Annotated in this window: 18 protein-coding genes; all 18 read left to right on the top strand. The window is 50.9% G+C overall.

Annotated features, from left to right (window positions below):
* The first annotated feature begins 51 nt into the window (after positions 1-51).
* Positions 52-375: a capsid cement protein gene (locus EDF88_RS04785; protein ID WP_134183307.1), complete on the top strand. Its 324-nt coding sequence runs from the start codon at positions 52-54 to the stop codon at positions 373-375.
* Entirely contained in the window at positions 368-643 is a 276-nt protein-coding gene (locus EDF88_RS04780) for an ATP-binding protein (protein ID WP_134183305.1), read from the top strand. The genes EDF88_RS04785 and EDF88_RS04780 overlap by 8 nt, the downstream gene beginning before the upstream one ends.
* An 8-nt stretch (positions 644-651) precedes the next feature.
* Positions 652-1,206 carry a phage tail protein gene (locus EDF88_RS04775; RefSeq protein ID WP_134183303.1) on the top strand — a complete coding sequence of 185 codons (555 nt, stop codon included), beginning with the start codon at positions 652-654 and terminating at the stop codon, positions 1,204-1,206.
* The gene (gpU, locus tag EDF88_RS04770; protein WP_134183301.1) at positions 1,203-1,601 is read left to right on the top strand and encodes a phage tail terminator protein; all 399 of its coding nucleotides are present in this window, start codon (positions 1,203-1,205) and stop codon (positions 1,599-1,601) included. The genes EDF88_RS04775 and gpU overlap by 4 nt, the downstream gene beginning before the upstream one ends.
* A 7-nt stretch (positions 1,602-1,608) precedes the next feature.
* Entirely contained in the window at positions 1,609-2,346 is a 738-nt protein-coding gene (locus EDF88_RS04765; protein WP_134183299.1) for a phage tail protein, read from the top strand.
* A 37-nt stretch (positions 2,347-2,383) separates the two neighbouring features.
* The gene (locus EDF88_RS04760) at positions 2,384-2,794 is read left to right on the top strand and encodes a phage minor tail protein G (protein WP_134183297.1); all 411 of its coding nucleotides are present in this window, start codon (positions 2,384-2,386) and stop codon (positions 2,792-2,794) included.
* An 8-nt stretch (positions 2,795-2,802) separates the two neighbouring features.
* On the top strand, positions 2,803-3,117 hold the full coding sequence (locus EDF88_RS04755) for a phage tail assembly protein T (RefSeq protein WP_134183295.1): 315 nt from the start codon (positions 2,803-2,805) through the stop codon (positions 3,115-3,117).
* Complete coding sequence (locus EDF88_RS04750) at positions 3,098-5,602, top strand: phage tail tape measure protein (RefSeq protein WP_134183293.1); 2,505 nt, start codon at positions 3,098-3,100, stop codon at positions 5,600-5,602. The genes EDF88_RS04755 and EDF88_RS04750 overlap by 20 nt, the downstream gene beginning before the upstream one ends.
* Before the next feature lie 58 nt (positions 5,603-5,660).
* Positions 5,661-6,083, top strand: a complete 423-nt coding sequence (locus EDF88_RS24795) for a hypothetical protein (protein WP_243839588.1) — start codon at positions 5,661-5,663, stop codon at positions 6,081-6,083.
* 44 nt (positions 6,084-6,127) lie between these two features.
* Positions 6,128-6,475: a phage tail protein gene (locus EDF88_RS04740; RefSeq protein WP_134183291.1), complete on the top strand. Its 348-nt coding sequence runs from the start codon at positions 6,128-6,130 to the stop codon at positions 6,473-6,475.
* The gene (locus EDF88_RS04735; protein ID WP_134183289.1) at positions 6,472-7,221 is read left to right on the top strand and encodes a phage minor tail protein L; all 750 of its coding nucleotides are present in this window, start codon (positions 6,472-6,474) and stop codon (positions 7,219-7,221) included. The genes EDF88_RS04740 and EDF88_RS04735 overlap by 4 nt, the downstream gene beginning before the upstream one ends.
* Before the next feature lie 2 nt (positions 7,222-7,223).
* Positions 7,224-7,931 carry a C40 family peptidase gene (locus EDF88_RS04730; RefSeq protein ID WP_134183287.1) on the top strand — a complete coding sequence of 236 codons (708 nt, stop codon included), beginning with the start codon at positions 7,224-7,226 and terminating at the stop codon, positions 7,929-7,931.
* The gene (locus EDF88_RS04725; RefSeq protein ID WP_134183285.1) at positions 7,928-8,524 is read left to right on the top strand and encodes a tail assembly protein; all 597 of its coding nucleotides are present in this window, start codon (positions 7,928-7,930) and stop codon (positions 8,522-8,524) included. Before EDF88_RS04730 ends, EDF88_RS04725 begins: the two co-directional genes overlap by 4 nt.
* 53 nt (positions 8,525-8,577) lie before the next feature.
* Positions 8,578-11,808: a host specificity protein J gene (locus EDF88_RS04720; protein WP_134183283.1), complete on the top strand. Its 3,231-nt coding sequence runs from the start codon at positions 8,578-8,580 to the stop codon at positions 11,806-11,808.
* The gene (locus EDF88_RS04715) at positions 11,805-12,065 is read left to right on the top strand and encodes a hypothetical protein (protein ID WP_134183281.1); all 261 of its coding nucleotides are present in this window, start codon (positions 11,805-11,807) and stop codon (positions 12,063-12,065) included. The genes EDF88_RS04720 and EDF88_RS04715 overlap by 4 nt, the downstream gene beginning before the upstream one ends.
* Before the next feature lie 2 nt (positions 12,066-12,067).
* Positions 12,068-12,340: a hypothetical protein gene (locus tag EDF88_RS04710; RefSeq protein ID WP_134183279.1), complete on the top strand. Its 273-nt coding sequence runs from the start codon at positions 12,068-12,070 to the stop codon at positions 12,338-12,340.
* Positions 12,340-12,966, top strand: a complete 627-nt coding sequence (locus tag EDF88_RS04705) for a hypothetical protein (protein ID WP_134183277.1) — start codon at positions 12,340-12,342, stop codon at positions 12,964-12,966. Before EDF88_RS04710 ends, EDF88_RS04705 begins: the two co-directional genes overlap by 1 nt.
* A 63-nt stretch (positions 12,967-13,029) precedes the next feature.
* On the top strand, positions 13,030-14,006 hold a 977-nt coding region (locus tag EDF88_RS24790; protein WP_208326123.1), incomplete at its 3' end, for a phage tail protein.

The following is a 14,006-nucleotide window of genomic DNA, read 5'->3' as shown; positions in this document are numbered from 1 at the left end:
CTTTTTTTATATCTGAAAAACGGCTCCCGAGCGGAGCCGTGGAGAAACCTCATGAAAAATTACCTTCAGGATGGTCACACCATCACGATTAAGAACACCGGGACCGACGCCATTCTTAGTGGCACGCCGGTTCCTGTGGGCGATTTGCTGGCAGTAGCCATTGCAGATATTCCAGCGGGTGGATCGGGTGAAGGCGTAACCAGCGGCGTCGTCGTGTTGCCAAAGCTTGCCACTGACAACATTCCTCAGGGCAAAGTACTCAACATCAAAGATGGAAAAGTCCAGATTGATGGAACTGGCGCGACACCTGCGGGCAAAGCGTGGGAGGCGGCAGCCGCGAACACGACCACGGTTGCCGTTCGTCTGAATGGCTAGCCCTTTTGCCCAGCTTGCCGCCCGTATGGACGCCGCCACGGTGACCGTTATGGGAGAGCCGGTACTGATTAATGGTGAACCTACCCGCGCTATTGAAAGCCAGTTTGAGGCCGAAATGGGGCCGCTGGCTGGTGAGGGGCTGTCGCTGGTGGTGTTCTCCACCACACTGAAACCCCGCAAAGGGGATGAAGTTGTGTGGCAGGAGAAAACGTACAAGGTGACTCGCCAGAAAACCTTTAACGGTAAACCCCAAATCTGGCTCGAGTAGGAGGCAGTATGTCTATCAAGGGGCTGGAGCAGGCTATTGCCAATCTCGACAGTATCAGTAAAACCGCCGTTCCCCGCGCATCCTCCCAGGCGATTAACCGTATAGCTACTCGAGCAATAAGCCGCAGTACCCGTGAGGTGGCAAAAGAAACAAAGGTCCAGCGTAAGCTGGTAAATCAACGCGCCAGATTAAAGAAAGCCACGGTGCGTAAGCCACAGGCCACCATCAGGGTGAATCGCGGTAATTTGCCCGCCATCAAGTTAGGTACCGCAAGCGTCCGTTTGTCACGGCGTAAACGGGATAAGCGCGGTGTGCGTAGTGAGTTACGGGTGGGGAGATTTCGTTTTCCGGGGGCATTCATCCAGCAGCTCAGTAACGGTCGCTGGCATGTTTTGCAACGTACAACAGCGGCACGCTATCCCCTGAAGGTAGTCAGTATTCCGATGGCTGAACCTCTGACCACTGCATTTAAAGAGCAGAGCACAAAGCTCACCGAAACTTATCTGCCAAAAGAAATGGCCGTAGCACTTCGTAAGCAACTCCGACTGGTACTGATTAAATGAAACATCCGCAAATCCGTACGGCGATCCTCACTGCACTCAAAGCTGGCATCGCGGGCCCGGTGACCTGGTTTGATGGGCGACCTGCAGTGCTCGATCCCGAAGACCTTCCCGCTCTGGCGGTCTACTTAACTGATGCGCAGGCAACGGAAGATTCCATTGATGAGGATATGTGGAACGCAACCCTGCATATCGAGGTTTTCCTGAAAGCTACCGAAACTGACTCTGCTCTGGATGAGTGGATGGAAAGTCGTGTTTATCCCAACTTAAGCAATATTCCCGACCTGAACACTCTTATCGAAACCATGGCAGCACAGGGCTATGACTACCAGCGCGATGATGAAATGGCGACCTGGGGCTCAGCTGACATGAAATATTCTCTCTCTTATACAATGTGAGGCTTTTATGCCAACCCCTAATCCTCTTTTACCCGTCAAGGGTGCTGGTACCACGCTCTGGATTTATACCGGTACTGGCGATGCGTACGCCAACCCGACCAGTGATACCGACTGGACCCGAACGGCAAAGATTAAAGACATTACGCCTGGCGAGCTGACGGCTGAATCGTACGATGACACCTACATTGATGACGAGGATGCCGACTGGGCAAACACGGCTCAGGGTGAGAAATCAGCGGGCGAAGCCAGTTTTACTCTCGCATGGAAACCCGGTGAAAGTGGGCAGCAAGGTCTGGTGGACTGGTTCTACGCAGGTGATGTTCGCGCCTACAAAATCAAGTACCCGAACGGCACCGTTGATGTATTCAAAGGTTGGGTGAGCAGCCTGGGTAAAACTATCCCGGCGAAAGAAGTGATCACTCGTTCGGTGAAAATCAGTAACAACGGTAAACCATCGCTGGCTGAAGAAACCCGCGCACCTGTTGTGGCAGTAACCGGCGTGACGCTCGATAAAACCACCTCGACTGTTGCTGTCGGCGCAACTGACACCGTTAACGTTACGGTCAATCCCGTTGGTGCTACGGATAAAACCTTCCGTGTTTCCAGTTCTGACCCAACCAAAGCGACGGTCGCAGTCAATGGTGATGTGTTAACGATCACTGGTAAAGCGACTGGCTCAGCTGAAATTATCGTGATGACCAATGACGGTCTGTTCGTTGGCATCGATAAAGTCACCATTTCCTGATTGAAGGGGCTGCGGCCCCTGTTTCCTGGAGTCACCCATGTTTCTGAAATCAGCACCGTTTGAATTTAATGGTCATACCGTCACGCTCTATGAATTGTCAGCGTTGCAGCGAATTGAACACCTGAAGTATTACGCCGATCTGAATAAAAACCTGCCTGAGAATGATGATGAAGCAGGAAATTATCACTTGCTGGTGGCGCGGAATATTCAAGCAGCAGCTCGACTTGTAGCGATGTCTCTCTGGCAGGCTGACATTACCGGGCCTGATGTAGAAACCTTGCATCAGCAGGTTATGAGTGGTTGGTCGCCTGAAATGATTGGCGCGGCTGAATTTATGGTTAAAAAGCTATCCGATATGCTCCCGCCAGAGCCTGAAAAAACGTCAGAGGATGAAAATCAGCTTGAACAAGAAGAGATCACAGCGGAAAAGCCTGGGCCGGTGAGCTGAACTTTGTCATGAAGCTGGCGAGGGAATTCAACCGTCCGGACTGGCGAAACATGCTCGCCGGCATGTCATCTTCTGAGTTTGCTGAGTGGGGCCGATTTTACAGCCATCAGTATTTTCAAACTGATCAGCTCGATACCCACTTTTCCCGCTTGAGCCATCTTGTCGTGTCAATGCTCTGCAAGGATACCGATGCCACCCCTCGTGATTTTAGTCTTCTTAATCCGCCTGTTGAAATGCAAACACCTGGTGAGATGGATGACGACACCATCATGTCAGTTGCTGAAAGTTTAGGAGGTATGCGCTATGGCCCAGGCAGTGGGTGATCTGATTGTCGACCTTGACCTGGACGCAGCGAAGTTCCAGGAGCAGGTCGAACGAGTCAAAAAATCATTTGGTAAAACAGAAGCTGCCGCGAACGATGCTGCTCTTCAGGTTCAGCAATCATTCTCGAAGCAGGAAATCGCGGCGAAGAAAGCAGGTTTGTCTGTCGGTCAATACAGCAATGCCATGCGTATGTTACCGGCGCAGTTTACTGACGTGGCCACGCAGCTGGCTGGTGGGCAAAACCCCTGGCTAATCCTGCTTCAACAGGGTGGTCAGGTTAAAGATATGTTCGGTGGTATCCGGCCGATGTTTTCGGCGCTGCTGAGTACCATTTCTCCGGCAGCGCTGGGAATTGGCGCGCTGGCCGCCGCAACCGGAACGTTGGCGTATTCGTTCTATCAGGGTTCTGCCACCCTTTCCAATTTTAATAAAACGCTGGTGCTGTCGGGTAATACTGCCGGATTAACAGCACTGCGCATGCAGAGCATTGCCGAAGCAGGTGAAAAGTCCGGACTGACGTTCAGCAAGACCAGTGAGGCGCTTACCGCGCTGGTGAATTCTGGTGTGCGTGCCGGGGCGAACTTTGAAGACCTGTCCGTTTCTGTCGCGAAATTTACCGACGCTTCCGGATTGCCGGTTGAAAAGGTTGCTGAAGCTTTTGGCAAGCTGGTGAATGACCCTGCGTCGGGACTGCTGGCAATGGCGCAGCAGTTTCATAATGTCACCGCCGAACAAGTTGCCCACGTCGCCGCGCTTCAGCGTGCCGGGGATGCTGCGGGCGCGTTACAGGCAGCAAATGAATTAGCCACGAAGGGGTTTGATACTCAGACCAAATCTATTCGCGACAATATGGGGTCGCTGGAGTCAGCTGCGGATTCACTGTCCAAAGCATTTAAATCGATGTGGGATGCGGCGCTGGATATCGGTCGCCCGGATACATCCGAGCAGATGCTGAAGAAAGCGCAGGATGCTTTCGATAAAGCGGATAAAATCTGGAGTCTGCGAAAGAACGATCCATTCGTTAAAGATGATGCCCGCGCAAGTTACTGGACCGACAGAGAACAGGCTCGCGTGGCGCTCGATATGGCGCAACAGCAAGCCCGTAACTCCCAGTTGGGTCTGGAAAATTCGAAGCGTGAAGCGAACGCAGAAGCCGATAAGCTGAAATATGCTCAGCAGGCTCAGGCGAATTACACCAAATCACAGTCTGCGATTGAGAAGTACACCGCACGCCAGAACGAACTGAATAAAGCGCTTAAAGAAGGGCGAATCGTTCAGGCTGACTACAACGTCAACATGGCTGCCGCCAAAAAAGAGTACGAGGATTCGTTAAAGAAACCCGCGAAAACCCGCACACCTGGCGGCACTAAACTGACCGATACCACCAATGCGCAAACACTTGAGCTTCAGGCTCAGCTTGAGGTTCTCGGTAAGCATTCCGGTATCAACGACAAAATCAGCCAGCAGCGCCAGGAGTTATGGAAGCAGCAGGCAAAGTTCACCATCCTCGAGCAGGCATCCCGGACCCGCACACTCAGTGATGATGAAAAGTCTTTGCTGGCCAACAAAGATAAGGTATTTGCGCAGGCTGAGATAAACGCCCGTCTTGGTGATCAGATCGTTATTCAGGAAAGGCTTAATCGCCTCCAGGATGCTTCGCAGAAATATGTCACGCAGATGGGGGAGAAGACCAAAGCGTTAACTGAAAGCGCGGGGCAGAGTAGCCGCGCCACCCAGCGACGCCTTGAGGAAGCTCAGTTATTACAGGGGTGGAAAAATGCGGGCGGTTCCGAGAATGATCAGGGTTACCAGAATGAGCTTGTAGCGCTGAGAAACTATTACGGCGAACAGGATACGCTGCGTAACAACTGGGAGGCTGGCGCCAAAACCGCGTGGGCTGATTATGCGGACTCTGCTGATGATGCTTACGGACAGATGAAGTCGGTCGCTTCGGCAACCTTTGACGGTTTGGGCAAAGGGTTATCAGACGTGTTGATGGCCGGGAAATCGAATTTTGGCGACTTCACCAAATCGATTCTGGGTATGTTGAGCCAGATCCTCGTTAAACAAGCTATGGTCGGGATGGTTGATTCTGCCACCACGGCTATGGGTTGGGCTGACGGTGGTTACACAGGTTCAGGTGGAAAATACGATCCTGCCGGCGTTGTCCATCGTGGGGAATTTGTTTTCACCAAAGAGGCAACCAGCAGAATAGGTGTCGGAAATCTTTATCAGATGATGCGCGGGTATGCATCTGGTGGTTACGTTGGAAGCGGCGGCGGGACGAGGTCATCTTTGGTTGCTGGTGTATCAGTTTATGCACCTGTTTCTGTACAAACTGGAAATGGCCAGACTCAATCTAATAGCAATAATGATGCTGTGGGACGAGCATATCAGCAGACTGTTGATTCAAGTATCCAGGAAGGGATCCGAAAGGCATTACGCCCAGGTGGGATAATCTGGAGTGCGAATCAGAAGCGGTAGTTGCTTTCATTCACCCCCTGGTTAGTATGTGCAAAACATATTAATCAAAGGGATAACGATGAAAGTTTTAATTCTGGCTCTTACTTTGATTGGTTTAGCTGGATGTTCTTCTACAGTAACTCCGCCCAACCAAGCTAAATTAGCACCTTCTGAACGATTATTTAAATTTCAAGATCCCACTAAAGAGAAGGCTAGCCTGACAATCATTCGTGACCGCGGATTTGGTGGGGCGGGTTGTTTCGCATCTGTTTATATTGATGGTGAGGTAGCCGCGAAACTTGATCCAGGTGAGAAGGCAACCTTCTATGTTAAAACTGGCGAAAGTGTAGTTGGTGCGGGTCTTGAGGGGCGAGGACTCTGTGGTGCCAGCGGAGAACGACAGGAACGCTACATTAGCTTAAGACCCGAAGAGCACAAATATCTCAGAGTGTTTACCAGTGCTGATGGTGATATGGATATTCGACCCACAACTCTCAATTAAACAATTATCTAACCACCTTCGGGTGGTTTTTTTATGGGCGGTTTATGGCAATAGAAACTTTCAACTGGCCTGTTCAGACTGCTACACAGCCTACGCTCGATGTAAAAGACCGAATCCGCAAAGCTCAATTTGGTGATGGCTATGAGCAAGTAACGGGCGATGGGTTGAACCCCTCGCAATTTTCCTTTCCTTATTCTTTTACTGGGAAAGCAGCGCGAGCGATGGAAATCTACAACTTCCTTTCTCGTCATAAAACAAAGGCTTTTATTTTCACGCCACCATACGGAGAGAAGGGGCTTTATCGGGTTGCAGCTGATTCCCTGAAGCGAGCCGTGAAAGGCAAGACACTGTTAATTGTTACAGCAACATTTGAACAGGCATTCGCACCATGATTAATAATGATGTTCAGAAACTTGAACCCGGTAATACAATCCGGCTCGTTGAAATAGATGGCTCGGCCTTTGGTGCGGGCCATCTTTATTTTCACGCTAATACTATTCCTCATACGCCTGAAGAAATTGATGCTGCTGGTGGTGATGAAGACAAGCTACCCGCGAAATCCGTCTGGTTCGGTGGGCTGGAATACAGCGCCTGGCCGTTTGAAATTACGGGCCTGGACACTTCCAGTGATGGTCAGACTGCGGAGCCGTCACTAAAGGTTGCAAACATCGATGGTGTGGCGACCGCGTTGTGCCTTCGGTTCGATGATATGGCACAGGCGAAAGTCTCAGTTCTCGATACCTTCACGCACTATCTCGATGCCAAAAACTTCCCCGAAGGTAACGCAACTGCTGATCCTCAGCAGGTGAAAAAGCAGGTCTGGTATATCGACAGCAAGACCAGCGAAGACGATGAAGTTGTTGAATTTAAGCTATCAAGCCCTATGGATTTGCAGGGGCTACTTATCCCAACACGACAAATAACGGCAATCTGCACGTGGGCTTGCCGTAATCAGTACCGTTCAGGTGATGGCTGCTCTTACAACGGTTCTCTCATGTTTGATCTTAAAGATAATCCGGTTACTGACCCGTCGCAGGACAAGTGCCCCGGATTGATGATTTCGTGTAAAAAACGCTTTGGTCCTGATAATCCGCTCGATTTTGGCGGCTTCCCCGGCGCAAGTCTCCTGAGGAGATAGTCATGCTTGAAAAAATCACAGAAGCTATTTTTGCGCACGCTGCTGCCGAATTCCCGAATGAATGCTGTGGCCTGGTTATCCAGAACGGGCGAACAGAGCGCTACATTCCCTGTAAGAACATCACCTCGGTACCAACAGAACAATTTGAGCTTTGCCCGGAGGATTACGCGGCAGCGGAAGATCGTGGAACCATCACTGCTATCGTGCATAGTCATCCGGGTGATGGCGCGACCACACAGCCGAGTGAGCTGGATATGCTTCAATGTGATGCGCATGGTGTGCCATGGGTTATTGCTTCATGGCCGGAAGGCGACATTCGTACCATTTACCCTCGGGTAGAACGTGAACTGATTGGTCGCGGTTTTGTGCTCGGCCATGCTGACTGTTGGTCGCTGATCATGGACTGGCACAAACGGCAGGGCATCGAGCTTAAAAACTACAGCGTGGATCGCCCCTGGTGGGAGTCCGGAGAGGAAAATCTTTATCTCGATAACTGGTACGCCGAGGGTTTTCGCCAGGTTAATACCCCGCGCCCAGGCGATATGGTGCTGATGCAGGTATCCGCGCCGGTGGTGAATCATGCCGGTATTCTGCTTGAAGATAACCAGCTTCTTCATCATCTCTACGGGCAATTGTCCTGTAAAACCCCCTATGGTGGCTACTGGCGTGAACGCACCGCCCTGATTGTCAGACACAAGGATTTGCCATGAATCAGTATAAAACGGTTTTGCTGAGCGGAAGCCTGGCGGCACTATTTGGTCGTGTGCATCGACTTGTTATCGATACGCCAGCGGAAGCGTGCCGCGCCCTGTCTGTCACCATCCCCGGATTTGAAACGTTTATGCAAAACGCTCATCTTAAAGGGCTTCGCTTTGCCGTCTTCAAAGGCAGACACAACATCACTAAAGAAGAGCTGAAGCATAACAGCGGCGATGAAGTGATCCGCATTGTACCGGTGATCGCCGGGAGCAAGCGGGCTGGAGTTTTGCAAACTGTTCTTGGGGCGGTACTGGTAGTTGCCGGCGTGCTTATTGGATATTTCTCCGCGGGCACAATGTCTGCATTTGGTTACGGAATGGCGAAGTTTGGAGCGGCCATGATGATTGGCGGTGTCGCTCAGATGCTTTCACCGCAGGCCAAGGGCCTCGCTTCTCGCCAGGATCCGGACAACATGCCGTCGTATGCGTTCGGCGGCCCGGTAAACACGGTCGCGATGGGTAACCCGGTGGGTGTGGCTTACGGTTTACGTGAACGCGGTGGGGCTATTATCTCTGCGGGTATTTATACCGACGATTATCAATAACCACTTTCATTCACTACAGGGTCGCTCAGGCGGCCCTTTTTTGTGGGCGCAATATGGCACATATCCAGGGACGCAAGAGCGGCAGCAGCAAACCCAGTTCCCCGAAAGAATCACCCGATTCACTGCATTCGGTGGCCACAGCAAAAATCCTTCTGGCACTCAGCGAAGGGGAGTGTGTTGGTGGGCTGAGCGATAAAGATATCTATCTCGATGGTACGCCAGTTCGGGCGCAGGACGGGACACTGAACTTTCCCGGTGTGACGTGGGAGTATCGCCCCGGCACTCAGGCGCAGGAATATATCCAGGGTATTCCCTCAGTTGAAAATGAAATCTCGATCAACACGCCATTAAAACAAACCCAGCCATGGACCCGCGCCATCAGCAATACGCAACTTTCCGCGCTGCGTATTCGTCTTGGCCTTCCCGCGCTGCAAAAGCAGAAAGATAACGGTGACGTTGTTGGCTCGCGGGTTGAGTACAAAATTGAACTGGCCACCGATGGCGGCGCATACCAGGTCGTTGTGAATGGTGCCTTTGATGGCAAAACGACTTCGCTTTATGAGCGCTCACACCGCATTGACCTGCCAAACGCCACCACGGGCTGGCAGGTTCGCGTTACCCGCATTACTGTTGATTCAGTTTCTAACCGCCTGGCTGATGCCACGAATATTGAAGCGTACGCTGAAGTTATCGATGCCAAGCTTCGCTACCCGAACACCGAGCTGTTGTTCGTCACCTTTGATGCAAAGCAGTTCAGCAATATTCCACAAATCAGTGTTAAAGCGCCGGGGCGGCTGATTCGCGTACCAACAACTTATGATCCGGTACAGCGCATTTATGCCGGTACCTGGGACGGTTCATTCAAATGGGCATATTCCAATAATCCGGCCTGGGTGTTTTACGACATGGTCCTCAATCCTCGCTTTGGCCTGGGTGACCGTCTTGATGCGACTCAGGTCGACAAATGGGAGCTCTACCGCATTGCGCAGTATTGCGATCAGTTAGTTCCCGATGGCCTTGGCGGGAGTGGTACCGAACCGCGTTTCCTCTGTGACGTGTACATTCAGAGCCAGAACGAAGCGTTCAACGTACTACGCGATCTGGCGAGTATCTTTCGCGGTATGACGTACTGGGCCAATAACCAGCTTTTTGCCCTGGCTGACCAGCCACGCGACATGACTTATGTTTTCACCCGGGCAAATGTCATCGGTGGGAAATTTGTTTATGCCGGTGGCAGCGAGCGTAACCGCTATTCGACAGCAATGGTGTCCTGGTCCAACCCCGACAATCATTATGCTGATGAAGTGGAAGGCGTGTTTGAACAGGACCTGATTCGTCGTTACAAAGTGCGTCAGACTGAAATTACCGCCATTGGCTGCACCCGCAGGACCGAGGCAAATCGTCGTGGTCGCTGGACACTACTGACGAACGCCAAAGACCGTCTTGTGACATTTTCCACCGGGATGGAAGGGATGATCCCATTGCCTGGGTATATTATCGGCGTGGCTGATCAGAACCTATCTGGCAAGGTGATGGGTGGACGTATCAGCGCAGTAAATGGGCGGGTTATTACGCTAGACCGTGTTGCTGATGCCAAACCGGGTAGCCGTCTGATAATCAACTTACCCTCCGGTACATCTCAGGCACGTACGATTCAGTCGGTCACTGATAAGCAGGTCACCGTCACCACGGCTTACAGTGAAACGCCGGAAGTGCAGTCGGTGTGGGTTGTGGATGCTGATGATCTGTTTATTCAGCAGTATCGGGTGACGGGTGTCACTGATAATGACGATGGCACATTTACCATCGCGGCCATAAACCATAATCCTGATAAATATGCTGCCATCGATACTGGCGCACGCCTTGATGAGCGACCAATATCTGCCATTCCTCCTGGTGTGCAAGCACCGCCAGCCAGCGTAGCCATTTCCAGCTACAGCCGGGTGGTACAGAACATCAGCGTTGAAACGCTGCGTGTGAACTGGGATGCGGTACCGAACGCTATTGCGTACGAATGCGAATGGCGTAAAGATAATGGCGACTGGGTTAATGCACCGCGCACCAGTTCGCTGGGGTTTGAAGTCCCGGGCATCTATTCCGGACGGTATACCGCCAGGGTCCGCGCTATCAATTCCAGTGACATCTCCTCAGTCTGGACTTCATCACCTGAAATTGAACTCACGGGCAAGGTTGGCCAGCCCCCAAAACCTCTTAATTTTCGCACCACGCCGATAAACTGGGGTATCCAGATCGACTGGAATTTTCCGGACGGTGCAGAAGACACCCTGATGACGGAAATCCAGTATTCAGCAGCGTCTGATGGGGCAAGTCCACTTCTTCTATCTGATGTGCCATACCCTGCAAAATCCTACACCCAGCTTGGTTTACGTGCGGGGCAGGTGTTCTGGTACCGGGCACGGTTAATCGACCGTATCGGTAATCAGTCTGACTGGACCGACTGGGTTCGTGGCATGGCGAACGATAACGCTGATGATTACCTGGGCGATATTGCTAAAGACTTCCTGACCTCAGCTGATGGCGAACGACTCTCCAGCCAGATTGATACAGGCATCGAAGGTCTGCTGCAGAATGCGCTGAATAATAATTCTTCGGTTGATCACCAGTTCAGGCTCTTTGGGCAGAACCGTGCCGATATTCTGACGGTAAAAACGACCATCGCGGATCTGGATCAATCTTTCGCGGAACAGTCGACATTAGTATCAGCTCAGTTCCAGACAGTTGGCAATCAGTTGATATCTAACATGAATGGACTTGATGCTGTTGGTAAGCAACTGGTGACGAATACTGCTGCGCTCGAGCAGAAAATGACATCTGTATTTAACGCCAGTGGTGGCTCCGCAATTTACAGCATGAAAGCAGGCGTGAATCTGAATGGCAATTACTACGACGCCGGGATGACTATCGCTGTTTTAGCGCCATCCGGTCAGCCGGTTACCACGCGTATTGGTTTTAATGCCAATCAGTTAGTCGTCATGAGTGGCAGCGGTGGCAATGCTTATTCGCCGTTTGCAATCGTTAATGGCCAGGTATTTATCAGCGATGCATTTATTCGGGACGGGACTATTACCAATGCGAAAATTGGTGATTTTATTCAGTCGAATAATTACTCACCAGGTGCCACCGGCTGGCGGCTGGATAAAGGTGGCACTTTCGAGAACTACGGCTCTACACCAGGGCAAGGCAGCATGACTCAAAATAATCAAAAAATCATTATCAGGGACGGCTCTGGGGTCGCCCGTGTCGTGATGGGGAATCTTTCATGAAGCGTGTTATTTGCAGTGTCTTTGGGATGCTAATGGTGGGGTGTGCGAGTGCCCCGGTACAGACGGTAGATTGTACCGCGACTTATCGCACCATGATTAATGGTGTGCGGTATGAGAATAACGTTCAGATTTATCAGATAAAAACTGACCATACGGGCAAGGAATACGTCAGGCCAAAGCATGCTAAGCACCTGATGTTTTATGGACAGTGGTACCCGCGTAACCAGTTCATCAATTATCAGTGCAAAAAGGAATAAAGATGAGTTATGGCGTGCAGATTTTTGACGAGAAAGGCAGAAACTTACTGGCGCTATTATCTCCGACATTTGTTCTTGATTATATTTCCTCCCCGGCTTCTGGTTCCCGTAACTATTCAGATACAGGTGGCCGCAATCTTAAAGTTTGTGTGCTGCATTACGTGAGTATTGCGGGAATAAAGACAGCCATACCCGCAACCGCAACAGTTTCGGGTAATACGGTGAGCTGGGCTAACGTCAGTGTTGAGCAGCCTGTCATAGTGGTGGCGGAATAATGAGTTACGGATTACAGATAACTGGCGACGATGGCCGGCTTTGGATAAGCCCTGATTTTGTACCGCTCAATTTCCAGGGAAAAATAGCTTTCTCGGGTAATGGGAGTTACGACACAGGGGTTTCTGCATCCAACAGAATGATGTTTTTTGTCAGAAATAGCGCAGCCTTTATCGCTGCGGATTTCACATTATCCCAGTCAGGTACCTGGATAATTAATGTTTCCTCTGCCAACGGTGGTGGAACTTTTTATATTTTCGCCGATATTGCCACCATAAAGAGCACTTACGGAATTGCGGTATACAGCGCATCTGGAAAACTCTTGTGGTGCACTGACATGCTGCCGCTGATGCTGCGACGCATCAACAATCCTCAGGCGATAACCAATACCAATTACACCGTTGAAACGGGTATCAATCTTGCGGTCTATCCGGGTATTGTCAGCACCTATCGCCAGGTACTTAACCCTGGTCAGAATATTTTCATTTACGGTTATATGGGGTGCGGCGCATACGGAACAACCGTAACAATCAGTAAAATGTACACAGAGCAGCTCAGCGGTGGCACACCCGAGCCCGCGAGGTTTAAACAAGAGTTCCTGTACATCGATGTTTCGCTGTACGACTAATTAGCATCAGCAAAATAAACCCGTTTCGGCGGGTTTTTTATTACCTGAATTCAGGAGAGAACCATGCCAGCAGGCACTATCACCCTAACGAATAACTCTACCGCGGTTACCGGCTCCGGTACCGCATTTCCGACTGAACTCAAAGCCAATGATTTCCTTGTCGCCGTAGTGGGTGGCACAACCTACACGCTGGGTGTGAAATCTGTCGAATCAGCAACCGCACTAACACTCACAACAGCCTATGGTGGCCCAACAACGGGCGGTCTTGCCTGGACACCGATTCCTAATGGCACGCTGGTGGGGATTACGGCACAGATTGCCGCAGATACGGCGCGCGCCATTCGTGGGCTGAACTACGACAAACAGAACTGGCAGCAGGTTTACAGTGCGAGCGGAAATATCACCGTCATGCTACCGGATGGTTCAACCTGGGCTGGGCCGTCATGGAATGGAGTAAGTACAAAATTAAACGGGAAATTAGATAAATCAGAAAACCTGAATGATTTAGGTGATAAAGCTCAGTCTCAAAAAAATCTGGGCTTAGGTGATTCAGCAGTCCGCGATGTTAATAAGTTACTTGTTTCAGATTCGAGTCCATCAGTACCCGTCATGCTTCAAATGAATAGTGATTTTAGAAATGTCATCTCATATGACACTCTTGGCGAATATCCGTTGGGATTGAGTGCGGGATTGGCGACGGGTAAGCAGCTTCCAGGGTCAGGAGTAGCACAAGGCGGGTTTGTGGGGCTAATTAACGCCAGAACCTGGGGAAATAACAGTGCGGGGCAGTGTAGTTTTCAGATTGCTGTGAACGACAATGTAGCGGGATTTCGCCGCACGTATATTGCTAACGGTACATGGTTTTATTCTAACTTCCTTAGCTGGTATCACTCAGGAAATACAACCAGAGCTTCTGACGGAACATTAAAAGCCGCCTCGCCTGTTGTAAAAATCTTCGCTAACGGCAATGCGGAAACAAATGAAGAATCAGAGGGAGTAACGGTCACTCGCCAGGCTCCCGGGGTATATCTTGTTGAAGG

Origin of the sequence: Buttiauxella sp. BIGb0552 (assembly GCF_004366275.1) — a bacterium.
In the GTDB taxonomy this organism is placed as follows: Bacteria; Pseudomonadota; Gammaproteobacteria; order Enterobacterales; family Enterobacteriaceae; genus Buttiauxella; species Buttiauxella gaviniae.
The sequence above is the reverse complement of the archived record's forward strand: the minus strand, read 5'-3'. Positions and strand labels throughout refer to the sequence as shown.